The organism is Paenibacillus agaridevorans (genome assembly GCF_018604145.1).
Lineage (GTDB): Bacteria > Bacillota > Bacilli > Paenibacillales > Paenibacillaceae > Pristimantibacillus > Pristimantibacillus agaridevorans.
On sequence record NZ_CP075889.1, the window covers coordinates 6973711 to 6990509 of the forward strand.

Below are 16799 nucleotides of genomic sequence, written 5' to 3' on the forward strand. Positions count from 1 at the left end.
GGACGGCACGCGAAATAGGCGTGGCAGGTCTGAAAAAAAGGTTTCCCGGGATTCGGGGCGCGTTAGTCGCCGGCGCGGGGAGCCTTTTTCCCGTTCCTGTTTCCCCCTGGACGGCTCGATGGGGTATAATCGAGTGCATATAGGGACAAGGCAAGGTGGGGCTAGTGATGAAGTGGAAAATCGTTACATGAGGGAGAGAGAGGGGAGCGGAAATTCGCCGCGACTGTGGCGGCACGGAGTCGCGTTAATGGCGGGTGCGGCACTGTTGTCGAAGCTGATCGGCGCGCTGCAGAAAATTCCGCTTCAGAACATGGCGGGTGATCGCGTATTCGGCATGTACAACGCGGTGTACCCGTTCTATCAAATGATAGCCGTGCTGGCCACGGCGGGTTTGCCGACTGCGGTATCGATCGTCATCGCAAGCCGCTTGGCGGACGAAGGAAGCGGATCGGCTGTCGGCGCCTCCGGTACGCGCAGCGCGCTGATGGCCGCTTTGCTGCTGTTAGGGGCCACGGGGACGGTTACGGCCGTGCTCATGTGGACGACGGCGGGTCAGACGGCTGCGTGGCTTGGGGACGAAGCGGTGGCTCCGGCTATTCGGGCGCTTGCCCTGTCTCTGCTGGTAGCGCCGCTCGCCGCCGCCTTGCGCGGCTACATGCAGGGCATGCAGCGAATGGGAATATCCGCCGCGTCGCAACTGGCCGAGCAACTGGTACGGGTCGCCGTGATGTTGCTTGTTCTCGGCGCCGGCCTTGCGGCCGGTTGGAGAGACAGCACGATCGCTGCCGGCGTCATGTTCGGCGGTGCGGCGGGTGCGGCTGTTTCCTTGCTCCTGTTGGTGCTGGGCTCCCGGACGATGACGGGCAAGCGTGAAGCGGGAGCCGGCTCGGGCGTTATTAGCAAGCGCAAGCTGTTTGGCGAGATGAAGGACCTTGTCGCGCTGGCGCTGCCAGCGGCGCTAGCCGCGCTTGTCGTGCCGGCGGTAGCGGCCGTGGATAGTTTCACGGTGCCGGCGTTGCTGCGAGCGGAAGGACGCGCGCCGGAGGAGGCGATGAGCCTGTTCGGCATCTACGGCCGAGGCCAACCGCTCGTGCAGCTGATTGTCATGGCCGCAGGTGCTGGAGCCGCGGCTATGGTGCCGGGTCTGGTACGAGCTCGTGCCGAGGTGCAGCGTCGGCGTGGTGGAAGCGGGCTTGGCGGGGATGAGGCGAAGCATAAATTCGAGAGCGGAAGAGCTTCGAGGAAGGCGCGGAGGACAGGCGGGGAAGCCGATGGCGGGTTTATCATCGATGGAGCGAAGTCTGCAGGATTGAGAAGGACGCAAGATCAAAACGCGAAAACAGTCGGTAATAAGCGTTCAGGCGGGGCCGTGATTGAGGCTGATAATAACGGGGACGATGGGGCGGCGGAGATGCTTGGTCTGCGATTGACGTTGCTGCTGCGGCTGGCCTGGCTCCTTGGAGGCGCGGCCACTATCGGGCTCGTACTGTTAGCCGAGCCTATTAACGTGATGCTGTACAAGGACGCCAGTGGCACAACCGCGCTGGCGCTCATCGGATTTACCGCGCTCGCCGGCTGCGTCAGCGCGGTCGTCGCTCCCGCGCTGCAAGCGCTCGGCGCAGCGCGAATCCCGGCGCTGCTGCTGCTCCTCGCAGCGCTGCTCAAGGGCGCGCTCAACGCCGCTCTCGTCCCCTCCCTCGGCATCGAGGGAGCGGCGCTCTCCGGCGTTGTCGCGCTAAGCGCCGCCGCCATGCTGGGCGCGGCGGCGCTGCATCATGCGGCTGCGCGGCTGCGCCTGCCGCATGGCACCGCTCCGGCGGCTGGCGGCTGGCGCCCCGCCGCCGCAGGCGTCTTCGCGCTCGCGGTCATGGCCGCGGCGCTATGGCTGTGCGAGCGCGCCCTTGGCGGCGGCGCGCTCGAAGGGCTGCCGCCAAGGGCGGCGGCAGCCGTGCTGGCGCTGACGGGCGTTGCCGTCGGCGCAGCGGCGTTCGGCGCCGCCATGCTGCGCGGCGGCGCCATCGGCGCGCGCGAATGGCGCGCGCTGCCGGGCGGCGAGGAGCTGGCCGCCCGATTGCGGCGGCGGGGGCTCATCCCGCCCAAGTAACCCTTGAAGGAGGAATAAACAATGTCTCAAGCCATCATAGAAATTATCGGTCTTGGCGCCGGGGATCCCGATGCGCTGACGCTTGGCGTATGGAAAAAGCTGCAATCGGCCAATCGCCTGTTCGTGCGAACGGAGCGTCATCCCGTTATGTCGCTGCTGAACGAGAATGGCATAACCTATACGACATTCGACTCCCTGTATGAGCAGTACGAATCGTTTCCCGAAGTGTACGAAGGGATTGCCGGGATATTGCTGGAAGAGGCCCGGAAATCGAAGCCGGCCGATGAAGCTAATACGAGCAATCCGACATCGGAGCCGACTGACGAAACGATCTCGGCTACAGCCGGAACGGGCTCCGCTGCCTCGCCGCCCGTCGTTCCTTCCATCGTCTACGCCGTTCCGGGTCACCCCATGGTTGCCGAACGAACGGTCCAGCTGCTTAGGGAGCGCTGCGCCGAAGCCGGCATCGAGCTTCGGATTACCGGGGGCGAGAGCTTCCTGGATGCCGCGTTCATCAGCCTTGGCATCGACCCTATCGAGGGCTTTGCCCTGCTCGATGCGGCGGAGCTTCAGCCTTCTTTGCTTCAGCCGCAGCTTCATACGCTTATCGGGCAGGTCTATGACGAATTTACGGCATCTGACGTCAAGCTGGCGCTTATGGAGCGTTATCCCGACGATCATGAAGTCATCATCGGCCATGCGCTTGGCGTGCGAGGCGAAGAGCGAATGATTCGCGTCCCTCTCTACGAGCTGGATCGCGACCAGGAATACGGCAATTTATCGCTGGTCTATGTACCGCGCTCCGACGACCCTTCGCTTCGGAACCGTACGTTCGAGCGGCTGCACGAGATTGTTGCCATTCTTCGCAGTCCCGAAGGCTGTCCGTGGGATCGCGAGCAGACGCATCAGTCCATCCGCAAGAACTTCATCGAGGAGCTGTACGAAGCGCTGGAGGCGATCGACAATGACGATCCCGACGGCATGCAGGAGGAATTCGGCGATATTATCCTGCAAGTGATGCTGCACAGCCAGATGGAGGAAGAGACAGGGATGTTCTCCGTCTATGACGTTATTCAGACGCTGAACGAGAAGCTGATCTTCCGCCATCCGCATGTCTTCGGCGATCAAAGCGCAGGAGATGCAGGCGAAGCGCTCGTCAATTGGGAGGCTATGAAGGCCGAGGAGAAGAAGCGCAAGGGCACGGAGCGCAAGTCGCAGCTGGACGGCATTCCGCCGGATTTGCCGGCTCTGATGAAGGCTTACAAGATTCAGAAGAAGGCTGCGAAGGTCGGCTTCGACTGGGACGAGCTGGAGCCGATGCTCGCGAAGATTGAAGAGGAGCTTAAGGAGCTTCGCGAGGCGATCGCGACGGGCGATCGGGAGGAGCAGGCTGCCGAGCTTGGAGATCTGTTGTTCGCCGTCGTGAACGCTTCCAGGTTCATCGAGGCAGACCCGGAAGAAGCGCTCTCTCGCACGAATCGAAAGTTTCGTAGTAGATTCGAATATATTGAAGAGCAGCTTCGTATAAACGGCAAAACTTTTGACCAGACTGATTTACTAGAGATGGATCGTTGGTGGGAGGAAGCAAAGCGGCAAAAATAACCCGCGTCCGGCAGACTTTCGCCACAATTCGCCCCTTTTCTGCACTATTCCCAAAAAAATTTGCTGTAAGCAGCAGGATTTCTGCTACTTGAGAAGAATATGTATTCTTCGTGAGAGCAGATTTTGCCAAAGGGCATCGCCGCCTATGTGCGGCATCGCCACAAAAATATGGATAACCTTTAGGAGGAAACTATGATGAACAAAACAGACCTGATCAACAACATTGCTGAGAAAAGCGGCCTGACTAAACGTGATGTAGAAGCGGTATTGAACGGCTTCCTGGGCGAAGTAACTGACGCTCTGGCTGGCGGCGACAAAGTGCAACTGATCGGCTTCGGTACTTTCGAAACTCGCAAACGTTCCGGCCGCGTTGGCCGCAACCCGCAAACGGGCAAAGAAATTACAATCCCGGAATCCAAAGTTCCTGCATTTAAAGCAGGTAACAAGCTGAAAGAAGCGATCAAGTAATTCATGCGTCTCGATAAATTTCTCAAGGTGTCCAGGTTAATCAAGCGCCGCACCGTCGCGAAGGATGTATCCGAGCAAGGGCGCGTCTGGATTAACGGCCGCGAGGCGAAGGCTAGCAGCGCCGTAAAGGTTGGCGACGAACTTCAGATCCAGTATGGACAGAAGATCGTCACGGTGCGCGTCGAGCGTCTCATGGAGACAACTCGCAAGGAAGAAGCCGGCGAGATGTACACCCTGGTGAAAGAAGAGCAGCGTCCCCGCGAGAGCGAGCTCGAGTGGGAGAAGCCTTAAGCACGAAGCAGTCCCGCCTCTCCGAGAGGCGGTCGCTTCATGCTCAGGTTATAAGAACCGCCTACGACCGGATGACCGGAGCTGGGCGGTTCTTGCTGTATAGACGGAAGTGAAGGTTGCCCGAGCTTAGCACCCTTAGCGCTCTAGCCGCCGCGTAGCACCTTAGCAGCTCAGCACCTTAGCATCTTATTGCCGTAGCACCCTAGCGTCTTTAGTGCCTTAGTGATTAGATGGAAAACCTCCCTTTATTCTCGACTATGGATGTCCATGGGGGCTAATAAGAGGAAATCCTCCATCTAATCAACAGATTAATTGGAACAAAACCCGTATCTGACCCTATTAGAGGGCGATTATCCCACTATTGGTTCGCCCAACAGGCGAATGCCGATAATTAGAGGGCGATTTTCCCTCTAAATTCCAAGCCGGAGCCCGACCTCTCGCCGCCAGCAGCGTTACACGCCATCAAGTGTGTCCCAACCTACGCCGCCAACAGCGTTACACGCCATCAAGCGTGCCCCGACCTCTTGCCGCCAGCAGTGTCGCCGCCAATCCAGCATGCCCCAACCTCTTGCCGCTAGCAGCGTCACACGCCATCAAGCGTGCCCCAACCTCTTGCCGCTAGGAGCGTTACACGCCAATCCAGCGCCAGCGCGACGTTACGCCATGCGGAGGTCGCGACTCTCTCAGGCTTTTGTTCTAAACCTTGTCCGTCTCTCATAAAGTAATAGTGAGAGTTCAAAAAGTTCGGTTTTCAGCACCGAGAAAATTGAATGAAAGTAGAAACTGAGTAGCGGAGCGTAGTGGAAGCTACGTGAGCAACGGAAGTTTCGCTTGAATTCAAGATTCGATGTCGACTAGGCTTCAGGGTATACTTCGTGATCAAAAGCGGACTTTTTGAATTACCTCTAATAGGGAATATGATTGCGAAGCGGGGGAGAGCGGTATGGTGGAGCAGGGGAAGGGACACAAGACGCAGGATGTAAAGCTGATCGGCCGGAAGGTGCTGGAGCTGACGGGCGTAAAGAACGTGGAGAGCTTCGACAGCGAAGAATTTCTGCTTGATACGGAGCTGGGATTTCTAACGGTGGCTGGTCAGAACTTGCATATGAAGCATCTCAGCCTGGAGCAAGGCCTGGTCGCCATCGAAGGGCATGTGAATTCGCTCGCCTATCTTGACGGTGCAACAGCCGCGAAGTCCAAAGGGTTGTTCGGGAAGCTGTTCAAGTGACGCTTGAAGTACAATGGATGACGATGGCGGTCATGCTGCTGTCGGGACTCGGCATGGGTGCGGTGTTCGACGGCTACCGCGTTGTGTCGAATGAGCTGAAGTTTCCCAAGTGGTGGCTGCCGGCGCTCGACGTCCTGTATTGGATCGCATCCGCGGTCGTCGTGTTCCGAATGCTGTACGCCAGCAACAACGGCGAGGTGCGGGCGTACGTATTTCTTGGACTGGCTGTCGGCGTCATCCTCCATTATTGGCTGTTCAGCAGGGCGGTTATCGTCATTGTGAAGTGGATTATAGCGGCCATTCGAGCTTGTATTCGCTTTATTTTGAAAATTTTTGAGATTTTTATCGTAAAACCGATTCAAATGCTCTACAAAGTGGTTATAGTTTTAATAGGATTTGGGTCTGCGCTCACTATTTTCACTCTAAAGATTGTGATACAATTGGTTCGTCCAATCGGGCTGCTGCTCATCTGGATGACAAAGCCGATCTGGCGTCCGCTGGGAAGATGGTTGAAGCCCTACTGGGACAAGCTGAGGCCCGGAGAGCGGATCGGAAAGCTGGCGGCACTCCTTCGGAGCCGCTGGACATCATGGTTTAAGAAGGGAGATCGCTAATGGCAACTGCAACTGCAACGGCGAAGAAGCCGGCCGGAACAGCCGCGGCTAAACGCAGATACAAGCTTTGGATGACGTTTATCCTTTTGTTTATGGGCTGGGCAGGCTATACTTTGTTCGGACAGCTGCAGCAGCAGAAGGCGACTCATGACAAGCTGACGTCGATCCAGACTCAGATCGAGGCGGCGAGGGCGAACAACGATGAACTGAAGCGTCAGGTGGAGCGCCTGAACGATCCTGAATATATATCTCAGCTTGCCACCAAGGAGCAAGGAATGGTGAAGCAGGGCGAGAAGCAAATTTTCCGTGATTAATCCGCCAAATATTAGGCACCGTACGGGGTGAACGTCTGTTGACCTTACTTCTTCCATTCGGGTATAATCACGATAGAAGCCAATTCCTATCGGAAGCGATAGGACAGGGACTCACTAAACTTTTGAGAGAGGAACATTTTATTTTATGGCAATTGAAGTGGGCGCCAAGTTAGAAGGGAAAGTGACGGGCATCACGCATTTCGGGGCATTTGTCGACTTATCGGGAGGTGTCACAGGCCTTGTTCACATCTCGGAGATTGCCGATAACTACGTCAAGGACGTGAAGGATCATCTTAAGATCGACGATGTCGTCAAGGTCAAAGTGATCAACGTGGACAAAGACGGAAAGATCGGACTATCCATTAAGCAAGCCATTGATCGGCCGGAAGGTCAACCTGCTCCGCAGCGCGAGCGTTCGGGCGGCGGCCCTGGAGGAGACCGTTTTGGCGGCGGCGGTGGCGGTGGAGGTCGTGGCCCAGGCGGCGGCGGACGTCCCTTCAACAAACAATCTTCTGGCAGACCGTCCTACGGTAAACCGTCATTCGAAGATAAAATGTCCCGATTCTTAAAGGATAGCGAAGAACGTATCTCTTCCCTTAAGAAGAATACGGAAGGCAAACGCGGCGGACGCGGAGCCAAGCGCATCTAATTCCTATACACTCACATGCCTGTCGGCATGCGCCAATAAAGCTGTGGGCAACTTTTGTAATGCAGACTACTGAGATAAATCATAGAACCTTGATGACCACATTCGTTGGTCCATCAAGGTTTTTTTTCTGTATATGAGGGATTTCGGTCGGAGAAGAGAGGGATCGCGCCGGGGAGGAAATGTCCGTCTCCGGTTCCCGCAGCCTATCCCTGTCCCAGAAAGCGCCGTTCGCCTCCCTTTTCCGACTTGATAATCGATTTGCCTGGCCTGACTACCGTCGAATGCTTTCGTTCCGGGTGGCTAACTCAGCTATTTTGCCATTATAGGGTCTTCGTATGTCGAAGCCGGCGCCTGTTGACCGGAATTTTTGAAATATTCCTCGGCGAGCTCAATAGTTTTCCCCCATACTCTTCCATTACCGACAGGTTCCTGCCATCGTCGCCATTGAATTGAAAGCGTTCTCTATAAAATTTGTTGAGGGAGATTTGTCGGATGACGAGTCGGCCATCAGCGCAAAGCCGCGCCGGGCCTGCATTTGTATGCCACATGACAAGGCGCGCGGCGCTCTGCGGCTTTGTCGGAAAAAACTTTGGCGCGACTTACGATAACTGACAAACTTTATAAGGATGAGCCCCTATAATGGGGAACACATTACATTCGGATAAGGTGGTGTCTTTCATGAAGAAGGAGAATGCGCTTGGCAGATCCGGGATGAGGCAGGGGAGCTTCGTCCGCAACCTGAAGGAAAAGGCTGTAGAGTGGAAGGCTGCAAAAGGATTTATTAATATGCTGATGGCCAAAAAATGGACGTTCCTGCTTGTCGCCGTTGCTTTTTTGCTGGGACGAGCCGTCATTCTGGAGTCGCTGATGCCGTTTGCCGTCGCTTATTTCGCAGTCATCTACTTTATGCGAAGGGACATCTACCCGTGGATTGCGGCGTCGCTCGTAGCCGGCAGCTGGCTGGCCGCCGAACCTGCGCCGTTATGGATCGCGATGGAGATCGCCGTCATGTTCTTATTGTTAAAGGCGCTCGAGACATACGAAAAAGCGGAGTTGTCTACCGCTCCGATTCTGGTTTTTATATCAACGCTGCTTGTCCAGCTGTTTAGCGTGTTTATCGGCGACAGCTTAAGCTGGTACAGCTTTATGCTCGTCGTTGTAGAGGCTTCGCTGGCCTTCGTGCTGACGTTAGTCTTTATCCATGCGATACCCGTATTGACGATGACGAAGAAGTCGGCAACGCTCAAGCATGAGGAGATCATCTGCGTCATGATTCTGTTAGCCTCGGTCATGACGGGGGCCGTCGGCTGGATCCTCTATGGCATGTCGGCAGAGCATGTCATGTCCCGTTACGTGCTGCTTCTGTTCGCGATGGCAGGCGGCGCGCCGCTTGGCGCATCCGTTGGCGTCGTGGCTGGCCTCATCCTGAGCCTGGCGGACTTCAGCGCCATTGTGCAGATGAGCATGCTCGCATTTGCCGGTCTGCTCGCCGGTCTGCTGCGGGATGGCGGGAAGATGGCTGCCGCGTTCGGCCTGCTGCTCGGCACGTCGATCTTGACGATCTACATTGGCACCCAGTCCGATGTCATGAACTCCACATGGGAGTCGGTCGCCGCAGCCACCTTATTGCTTCTTACCCCGCGCGGCGTCATTCGAACCATTGCCCGTTATGTGCCGGGCACCAATGAACATGCGAAGTCGCAGCATGAATATGCTAAGCGCGTACGGGAGGTAACGGCTGAGCGCGTCGTAAAGTTTTCCGATGTATTCCGCCAGCTGTCGCGTACCTTCGGGCAATTGAATCAGAAGGCGACCGAGGTAAAGCGCGACGATGAGATCGCCAGCTTTATGAACGCCGTTGCGGAACGAAGCTGCTTCTCCTGTCATCGGCGCAATGCTTGCTGGGAGGACAAGTACTTCCATACGTACAATATGATGACGGATATGATGGCCGCCGTGGAGGAGAAACGCGTGCCCGCGGTCAAGGATCATCCTCGTTCATGGACGTCCCATTGCGGGAAGACGTCCCAGGTGCTCGGCGTTATGCAACATCAATATGAGTTATACCAGAACAATATGCATTGGAAAAAACAAATTCTCGAGTCCCGTCAGCTTGTAGCGGACCAACTGTACGGCGTGTCCCAGGTTATGGAGGACCTGTCCAAGGAGATCCGGCGCGAAGGTCAGACGCTTCATCTGCAGGAGGAGCAGATCCGGGAAGCTGTGGAGGGACTCGGTTTATCGATACAAGGCGTAGATATCGTCAATCTGGAGGAGGGAAATGTAGAGATCGAAGTGTACCACTCCTTCGAGAGGGGCTTCGACGAATGCCGAAAAATCATCGCGCCGCTGCTTAGCGATATTCTGGGGGAGCATATCGCGGTCAAGTCGGAGCGCGAGCCGGCGAAGCAAGGAGAGCCGTCGCTGGCGATATTCGCCTCGGCGAAGCAATTCGAGGTGGAGACGGGCGTAGCGGGCGCCGCCAAGGGTGGAGATCTGCTGTCGGGAGACAGCTTTACCTTGATGGAGCTTGGCGGCGGCAAGTTTGCGGTCGCGATCAGCGACGGCATGGGCAACGGGGAGCGCGCGCGCCAGGAGAGCAGCGCGGCGTTATCCATTCTGCAGCAGCTGCTGCAGTCGGGCATGGACGAGAAGCTGGCGGTGAAATCGGTAAACTCCGTATTGCTGCTTCGTTCCGCCGAAGAAATGTACGCGACGGTAGACCTGGCTATCGTCGATCTCTATACAGCTCACACGACATTTATGAAGATCGGCTCGACGCCCAGCTTCATCAAACGCGGGAAGGAGGTTATTCCGATCACGGCGAACAACCTGCCAATCGGAATCATACAGGATATCGACGTCGACTTTGTGTCGATGCAGCTTCAGCCCGGCGATACGCTCATTATGATGAGCGATGGCATCTACGATGCTCCGGGATATGCGGTGAATAAGGAGATGTGGATGAAACGGATTATAGGGGAGATGAGTACGGAGAATCCGCAGGAGATGGCGGACGCGTTGCTCGAGACGGTGGTTCGTTATCACGAGGGCGACATCGTGGACGATATGACGGTACTGGTCGCGCGTATCGACAAACATTTGCCGGAGTGGGCAACCTTCCGCTGGCCGGGCGTAAGCCGCATGGAACGGCCAAGGACGGTGAGCTAAGGGGAGGATGACGAAGGGAATGACAAAGGGGGAACTGAAAAGTAAATAGGAGGCTTGCGCCCTTCTTTGAAATTCAGTTCTCTACTCTGCTCTACAAGGGGGCAAGTTCACACTAGATTATTGTGCGTCCACAGCCCGTGAGAGCAATTAGACACTTTAGGGAAGGAGAAGTAGGTGAGATGAAGAGGTAATGTGGATATTGCGATCAATGTGGATAGTGCGGTTTATGGGTGATATTGCACTTAATGTATCTAGTGTAAGGCTATTACGAGCGGTCAATGTGAATAATGCGATTAACGTGGACATTGCGATTAATGGGAAAAGTGCCGTCTAAATTAGCTTCTAAACCGGATTTTGTGACTTTAATGGGAAATCTGCCCTCTAATCACGAATGAAATGGCGACAGCCGGCCTGAGCGCGTGAAATATAGGAAACATTTCCCTCTACTTCACCAATGAAAGGAATTGGCAATGAAGTAAAGGGATGTTTTACCCTTAATTATGAGCGTTGTCTAGGTCAGGCTTAAAAAACTCAGAAGGGACATGCGAGAGTATACCGTTCTTCAAACGCTGACACAGTCGTTCGGCATTGAGCTAAAAAAGTTTGTGCCATCGTCGCAACCCCAAGTGACTTGGATTCTCTAACTTTGAGCACAATATAAGGAATGCAAGACAACAAAAAAACCGCCTCGCAAAGAGGCGGTTCATTCACGATTCTCTAAGATACGGTGCGTTGAGCCGTCTTGGATGCTGATGCATCGTTCAAGCCCAGCGCTTGCGCAGTTGTTGCATGTATCTCCTGGATCAGATTCGGATGGTCCAGCAGCGTCTTGCCATAAGAAGGAATCATTTCCATAAGCTTCGGCTCCCACGACTTGACATGCTGAGGGAAACACTTGGCGATCACTTCGAGCATAACGGATACGGCGGTCGAAGCGCCTGGCGAAGCACCAAGCAAAGCGGCGATGGAGCCGTCAGCGGCGCTGATGACCTCCGTGCCGAATTGCAGCGTGCCCTTGCCGGCAGCCGTGTCCTTGATAATTTGTACACGTTGCCCTGCTACGACAAGCTCCCAATCCTCGCTCTTCGCATTAGGAACGAACTGACGAAGTTCTTCCATCCGTTGTTCCTTGGACAACATAAGCTGCTTGATCAGATAGTTGGTCAGCGGCATGTTCTTTACGCCCGCGGCCATCATCGTCACGAGATTATGCGGTTTGATGGACGTAAACAAGTCCAGGTTGGAGCCGTACTTCAAGAACTTCGGCGTAAAGCCGGCAAACGGTCCGAAGAACAGCGACTCCTTGCCCTCGATGACGCGCGTATCCAGATGCGGCACGGACATTGGCGGAGCGCCGACCGACGCTTTGCCGTATACCTTCGCGCGGTGCTGCGACACGAGCTCCGGCTTGCGGCACACCATGAACAGACCGCTGACCGGGAAGCCGCCGATGCTCTTGCCTTCGGGAATGCCCGACTTCTGCAAGAGGTGCAGGCTACCGCCGCCGCTGCCGATGAATACGAACTTGGCTTGATGACGCTCCACCGCATTGGTGGCTTCGTTGCGCACCTTGAGCTGCCAGGAGCCGTCGGCTGCGCGTTTTATATCGTCTACTCGATGATTATAGTTAATGTTTACATTCTGCGTGGCCAACTGCTTGAACAAAATGCGGGTCAGGGCGCCAAAGTTAACGTCCGTGCCGGATTCGATCCGCGTAGCGGCGATCGGACCGCTCTCCGTCCGATATTTCATCATGAGCGGGATCCACTTCGCCAGTTGTTCGGGATCTTCGGAATATTCCATACCCTCGAACAGCGGATTCGCGGACATCGCCTCGAATCTCTTCTTCAGGAAGTTAACGTCCTTCTCCCCTTGCACGAAGCTCATGTGGGGAACGGGACTGATAAAGTCCTTCGGATTGCGAATGAGCTTGCGATCTACCAGATAGGACCAGAATTGTCTGGATACCTGAAATTCTTCGTTAACCTTGACAGCTTTGCTAATATCCATGGAGCCGTCAGCTTTCTGGGTTGTATAGTTCAACTCGCACAAGGAAGCGTGACCCGTCCCCGCGTTGTTCCACTCATTGGAGCTTTCCTCTCCCGCAGCGCTGCGGCGCTCGAATACTGTAATGTTCCAGTCCGGAGCGAGTTCCTTTAGCAGCGAGCCCAGAGTCGCGCTCATTATGCCGGCGCCAATCAGGATGACGTCTGTTTTCTTAGGTTGGTTGCTCATATATACCGTCCTTAATCCTTCATTTTTGCAGAAAGGATGTAGGCTTGTCTTCGTAGGCGCCTCGGGCGATGCGACGGGGCGCAGGCTAGTCGTACATCTTTTCCGGATCATTCATGACCTTATCTCTTAGTGTAACACTATTAGTAGTAGATTAAAATCATTGCGTCTACTTTTTTGTGAACTTGACTTGACAGATTGGTTAGGCTTCCACTTCTAGGATAGAATCGATCTTTTTTATAAGTGCGAGTATCATCATTCCCTGGAATGCGGTGATTCGTTGAAGTTATTCGCGAATTGTGCTGATGGGCGTATTCCCGCGCGAGGAACATCCGGAGCATCCGACAAGAAAGTTAATTTCGGATATTAATGTCCTCTATAAGCAATTTGCAGAAGAACGCAATTATGTATTCCTGGATATAGGCTCTCTTATGTTGGATAAGGACGGGATTCTGTCGCGAGAAATCGCGTTCGATACCTGTCATCTGACGGAGAAAGGGTACAACATCTGGGCCGACGCGCTTCATCGCGTGCTGAGCTAGGTTCCAAGAACCTCATCCCCGCTTTAATGGTGATGAGGTTTTTTTATTGAACTTATTTATCATTGCAGCAAACTTTCCGTCAACATGCCGGGTAATACTTATAAGAACAGCACGAAAGAGGTGATGAGAGTTGGATGGTGAGATCATAAGCCGGGTCATCCAAGGCGACCGGGATGCGTTCCGATCGTTATACGACGAATACTTCGACTATGCGATGCGGACGGCGATGCTCGTAACGAAACATGGCGAACGTGCCAAGGACGCGGTGCAGGAGACGTTCCTCCGGGTGTATCGCAACATCTGGCAATACGATTCTTCGAAGCCGTTCAAGCCGTGGCTGTACTGTATTCTGCTAAGAGAGTGTTACCGGGTGATGGAACGGGAGAAGAAAGTGGTGCCGCTGGCCGGCGAGCTGGAGCTGGAGCGGATCGGAGTAGAGCCGGAATTGCCGGATACGAGCCTCGACGTATACGATGCCTTGCAATCGCTGCCCGATATGTATCGAATCCCGCTTATCTTAAAATATTTGCACGATTATTCGGAGAAAGAGATAGCCGACACTTTGGAGCTTAACATCAACACGTTAAAGTCGCGCCTGCTCAAGGGCCGCGAGAAGATGAGAGACAGACTGGGAGGGGAGCCGCATGGATCAAAAGCATAAAGAGCAATTGCTCAAGAAGTCGGAGTATCCGGACACATGGAAGGACGATATTTGGGGCCAGCTTGAGGCCCGCCTCGATGCCGAGGAGGGAACGCCAAAGAGCTCTTCTGCAGGAGATAACGGGGAACAGGCTGACGGCGGCACGGTGCATCATGATTCTATCACCGGACGGAGTCCGAGCCTGGGACGCGCGAATAACAGAAGCAACAAGACCAAACATAAGGGGATGAGAGTCATGAAAATCGGAGTGGGAGTTGCGGCTGCGGCCGTTGCCTTGACAGTGTTCCTGTCGCTGCCTGCGGGTACGGCTATGATGGATAGCGTGAAGAACTGGTTTGAGCCGGAGAAAAAAATCGAAATCGACGTCGAGGGCCAGAAGGAAGAGACGAACGGCCAGGTTCACGTCGACAAGACTAGCGACTACGCCATCTACTACGACAAGGATCGGTATAAGCTGGTGGAAGGCGAGGACAAGGATGTCATTACGACGATCGATCCGCTGCCGGAGAAATATCCGGAGGTATCGCTTACGATCGAGCAAAAGGCCGAAGTGCTGCCGGAGCAGCTGGCGAAGGAGCTTGCGGAGCAATTGCAGGGCGAATACGATCGGGTCGATGCTATCGAACGCGTGACGGCGCCGGTGGACGGTTACCTGGTTCATGCGATTGACGGTTCCGACTGGGACAGCATGGTGACGAACGTCTATATCGTAAGCAACGGGAAACAAGGCAGCTTTATCCTGTCCTCGAAGTACTTCCTTGAGGCGGCCGAAGGACATGGCGCGCGTTTTACCCAGACGCTGGAGCAGTTCCAGGTGCTGGACGGAGAATAACAGGGCATCGACACGACAGAGGGGTATAAGATTTGGGCCTTATGAAGGGCGCGACAAGTCATTATAGTTAATGGAAAAGGTAGTGACTTTAGCGAGGAGGATAAGCAACAATGGCCGTCAATCCAACTGCATGCGAAGCGGTCCGTGGCACGCACAGGTTTAACCATGGTTTGTCGAAAGAAACATTTCGGACGGCGCTGGATTTCGTCATGAACCGAATCGACCATCATCTGGAAGCGTTCACGGATCGTTTCCCTTCCGCCCACAGCGTCAATCAGGTTTACCAGCCTGTCGACAACGCAAGCCTGGACTATTACTCTGACTGGACTTCGTCGTTCTGGACGGGGATGGTGTGGCTCGCCTATGAGCTGACAGAGGAACCGAAATACCGGGACGTCGCAGAAAGACATGTAGCCAGCTTTAAGACTCGACTGGAAGAGCGGGATATACTGAATCATCATGATATCGGTTTCTTGTACTCCTTGTCCTGCGTGGCCGGTTATCGGTTGACCGGAAGCGAGGAAGCCAAGCGCATTGCGCTGGATGCCGCCAAGCTGCTTTCCATGCGATTTCAGGAAAAGTCGAGCATCATTCAGGTAAGAGGTTATCTGGAGGATCGCGGGCACAAGGAGCGGGGCGTATTTATCATCGATTGTTCGATGAATGTCCCTCTTCTCTATTGGGCGTCCACAATGACGGGCGATCGCACCTATTACGATAAAGCATACCGTCATATGAGCCAAGTCATGGAGCATATGGTGCGCGACGACGGATCCTCATACCAGGTTTATCATATCGATGCCGATACCGGCGAGCCGACGCGAGGCTGGACGAGCCAAGGGCATGCCGACGAGGACTGCTGGTCGAGAGGGCAAGCCTGGGTCATGTACGGATTGCCGCTCAGTTACCGCTATACGGGAGACAAGAAGTTTATCGACGCTGCCAAACATGCCTGCAATTACTTTCTAAATCATTTGCCCGAGGATCTGGTATGCAATTGGGATCTGGTCTTTACCGATCAGGATGGACAGCGCGATACGTCGGCAGCAGCCATTGCCGCGTGCGGATTGCTGGAATTGGCTCGTCACTTGCCTGTGTTGGATGAGGATCGAACGTTATACGAGAATGCGGCTTTAGCGATTCTGGGCTCGCTTGCGGCGAATTACACGACGGTGGACGACCCGGGGTCCAACGGCGTGTTGGGCCATGGCGTATACTCCCTCCCGAAAAATCTAGGCGTCGACGAGTGCAATATTTGGGGCGACTATTTTTATATGGAAGCGTTGGTTCGAGTACTGCGCGATTGGAAGCCATATTGGTAAGACGCATACGACCTCCGCTCTCTTCTTAAAGGGAGCGGAGTTTTTTTTGCAACAATTCTGCATGGGATAACTCTGAGTCTATAAGCTTTTAATAACCTCGAATATGTTTAATTCATTCATTAATTTGACAACTTCTTTTGTTCTTTGTACGTTGAATTTCCTTAGTATGCCATTAATTTGTTTTTTTATCGTTTCGACTTCTACGGATCTCATGTCTGCAATCTGTTGGCGGTTGTTCGATTGGCAGAGCAGCTTCAGAATTTCCAGTTCGCTGGGCGTCAAGGTCGAGATGGTATTTAGCGCAGACATTAGGCGTGCCTCGGACTTTTTAATGCGAACCAGTTCATTCCGCAGTTTTTTGGCAATGATGGGTCGGATCGGCGAGTCGTCATGGTACGCGGAACGGATGGCCTCTATAATCTCCTCGGGCGTTGCCGACTTGATGACATAGTCTACAATGCCTGTTTGAAACGCCGCAAATACAATATTATCGTCTTCGTGTACCGTAAGCACAATGATTTTCGTATCGGGCAAAGTCTCATGAATCACTTTCGCCGCTTCGATGCCAGCCAGAGGAGTCTCCATTTCGATATCCATCAGAATAATGTCGGGCTTGTAGCTCCGTGCGAATTCAACCGTGCTATCGCCGGTGCTGAAGGAACCTCCAATGTCAAAGTCATCCTGGGTCTGCAGAATTCTCATCAGCCGTCTGCGATGAGCCTCCATATCGTCCGCGATCAACATTTTTATACGGTCCATTGTCCAAAAC

At 54.5% G+C, this 16799-nt stretch carries 15 protein-coding genes; 13 read left to right on the plus strand and 2 right to left on the minus strand.

Annotation, left to right across the window (positions count from 1 at the left end; genetic code table 11):
- The first annotated feature begins 172 nt into the window (after positions 1–172).
- The 9 genes from KJW29_RS28060 (at position 173) to spoIIE (ending at position 10441) form a co-directional block, all read left to right on the plus strand.
- A complete protein-coding gene (locus tag KJW29_RS28060; RefSeq protein WP_214627134.1) occupies positions 173–2104 on the plus strand; it encodes an oligosaccharide flippase family protein in 1932 nt (643 codons plus the stop codon).
- A 21-nt stretch (positions 2105–2125) separates the two neighbouring features.
- Positions 2126–3706, plus strand: a complete 1581-nt coding sequence (yabN, locus tag KJW29_RS28065) for a bifunctional methyltransferase/pyrophosphohydrolase YabN (protein WP_214627135.1) — start codon at positions 2126–2128, stop codon at positions 3704–3706.
- Positions 3707–3901: 195 nt separating this feature from the next.
- Entirely contained in the window at positions 3902–4174 is a 273-nt protein-coding gene (locus KJW29_RS28070) for an HU family DNA-binding protein (RefSeq protein ID WP_087571204.1), read from the plus strand.
- A 3-nt stretch (positions 4175–4177) separates the two neighbouring features.
- Positions 4178–4465 carry an RNA-binding S4 domain-containing protein gene (locus KJW29_RS28075; protein WP_087571205.1) on the plus strand — a complete coding sequence of 96 codons (288 nt, stop codon included), beginning with the start codon at positions 4178–4180 and terminating at the stop codon, positions 4463–4465.
- Between the two features lie 943 nt (positions 4466–5408).
- Positions 5409–5693 carry a sporulation protein YabP gene (yabP, locus tag KJW29_RS28080; RefSeq protein ID WP_187103104.1) on the plus strand — a complete coding sequence of 95 codons (285 nt, stop codon included), beginning with the start codon at positions 5409–5411 and terminating at the stop codon, positions 5691–5693.
- Positions 5690–6307 (plus strand): spore cortex biosynthesis protein YabQ, encoded by a 618-nt coding sequence (gene yabQ, locus KJW29_RS28085; RefSeq protein ID WP_246608412.1) that lies wholly within the window; start codon positions 5690–5692, stop codon positions 6305–6307. The genes yabP and yabQ overlap by 4 nt, the downstream gene beginning before the upstream one ends.
- Positions 6307–6621 carry an FtsB family cell division protein gene (locus KJW29_RS28090; protein ID WP_214627136.1) on the plus strand — a complete coding sequence of 105 codons (315 nt, stop codon included), beginning with the start codon at positions 6307–6309 and terminating at the stop codon, positions 6619–6621. The genes yabQ and KJW29_RS28090 overlap by 1 nt, the downstream gene beginning before the upstream one ends.
- Before the next feature lie 145 nt (positions 6622–6766).
- Positions 6767–7270, plus strand: coding sequence for a S1 domain-containing RNA-binding protein (locus tag KJW29_RS28095; protein ID WP_087571208.1), 504 nt, complete (start codon positions 6767–6769; stop codon positions 7268–7270).
- Between the two features lie 678 nt (positions 7271–7948).
- The gene (spoIIE, locus tag KJW29_RS28100; RefSeq protein ID WP_214627137.1) at positions 7949–10441 is read left to right on the plus strand and encodes a stage II sporulation protein E; all 2493 of its coding nucleotides are present in this window, start codon (positions 7949–7951) and stop codon (positions 10439–10441) included.
- A 717-nt stretch (positions 10442–11158) separates the two neighbouring features.
- Here spoIIE and KJW29_RS28105 read toward each other — a convergent pair.
- Complete coding sequence (locus KJW29_RS28105; protein WP_214627138.1) at positions 11159–12676, minus strand: malate:quinone oxidoreductase; 1518 nt, start codon at positions 12674–12676, stop codon at positions 11159–11161.
- Between the two features lie 296 nt (positions 12677–12972).
- Here KJW29_RS28105 and KJW29_RS28110 point away from each other — a divergent pair, with 296 nt between their 5' ends.
- The 4 genes from KJW29_RS28110 to KJW29_RS28125 all read left to right on the plus strand — a co-directional run bounded on the left by KJW29_RS28110 (position 12973) and on the right by KJW29_RS28125 (position 16030).
- Entirely contained in the window at positions 12973–13215 is a 243-nt protein-coding gene (locus KJW29_RS28110) for an SGNH/GDSL hydrolase family protein (protein ID WP_214627139.1), read from the plus strand.
- A 130-nt stretch (positions 13216–13345) separates the two neighbouring features.
- A complete protein-coding gene (locus KJW29_RS28115) occupies positions 13346–13876 on the plus strand; it encodes an RNA polymerase sigma factor (RefSeq protein WP_246608413.1) in 531 nt (176 codons plus the stop codon).
- A complete protein-coding gene (locus KJW29_RS28120) occupies positions 13860–14708 on the plus strand; it encodes a hypothetical protein (RefSeq protein WP_214627140.1) in 849 nt (282 codons plus the stop codon). The genes KJW29_RS28115 and KJW29_RS28120 overlap by 17 nt, the downstream gene beginning before the upstream one ends.
- A 110-nt stretch (positions 14709–14818) precedes the next feature.
- Entirely contained in the window at positions 14819–16030 is a 1212-nt protein-coding gene (locus tag KJW29_RS28125) for a glycoside hydrolase family 88 protein (protein ID WP_214627141.1), read from the plus strand.
- 78 nt (positions 16031–16108) lie between these two features.
- On the opposite strand, the gene KJW29_RS28130 is transcribed toward KJW29_RS28125, so the two are convergent.
- Entirely contained in the window at positions 16109–16789 is a 681-nt protein-coding gene (locus tag KJW29_RS28130) for a response regulator transcription factor (RefSeq protein ID WP_214627142.1), read from the minus strand.
- Positions 16790–16799: the final 10 nt, after the last annotated feature.

Bases quoted from the DNA above. Each gene is read 5' to 3' on its own strand.
- KJW29_RS28075 (WP_087571205.1), top strand. From the start codon at position 4,178: ATGCGTCTCGATAAATTTCTCAAGGTGTCCAGGTTAATCAAGCGCCGC.
- KJW29_RS28120 (WP_214627140.1), top strand. From the start codon at position 13,860: ATGGATCAAAAGCATAAAGAGCAATTGCTCAAGAAGTCGGAGTATCCG.
- KJW29_RS28095 (WP_087571208.1), top strand. From the start codon at position 6,767: ATGGCAATTGAAGTGGGCGCCAAGTTAGAAGGGAAAGTGACGGGCATC.
- spoIIE (WP_214627137.1), top strand. From the start codon at position 7,949: ATGAAGAAGGAGAATGCGCTTGGCAGATCCGGGATGAGGCAGGGGAGC.
- KJW29_RS28070 (WP_087571204.1), top strand. From the start codon at position 3,902: ATGAACAAAACAGACCTGATCAACAACATTGCTGAGAAAAGCGGCCTG.
- KJW29_RS28125 (WP_214627141.1), top strand. From the start codon at position 14,819: ATGGCCGTCAATCCAACTGCATGCGAAGCGGTCCGTGGCACGCACAGG.
- KJW29_RS28090 (WP_214627136.1), top strand. From the start codon at position 6,307: ATGGCAACTGCAACTGCAACGGCGAAGAAGCCGGCCGGAACAGCCGCG.
- KJW29_RS28130 (WP_214627142.1), bottom strand. From the start codon at position 16,789: ATGGACCGTATAAAAATGTTGATCGCGGACGATATGGAGGCTCATCGC.
- yabP (WP_187103104.1), top strand. From the start codon at position 5,409: ATGGTGGAGCAGGGGAAGGGACACAAGACGCAGGATGTAAAGCTGATC.
- KJW29_RS28105 (WP_214627138.1), bottom strand. From the start codon at position 12,676: ATGAGCAACCAACCTAAGAAAACAGACGTCATCCTGATTGGCGCCGGC.
- yabN (WP_214627135.1), top strand. From the start codon at position 2,126: ATGTCTCAAGCCATCATAGAAATTATCGGTCTTGGCGCCGGGGATCCC.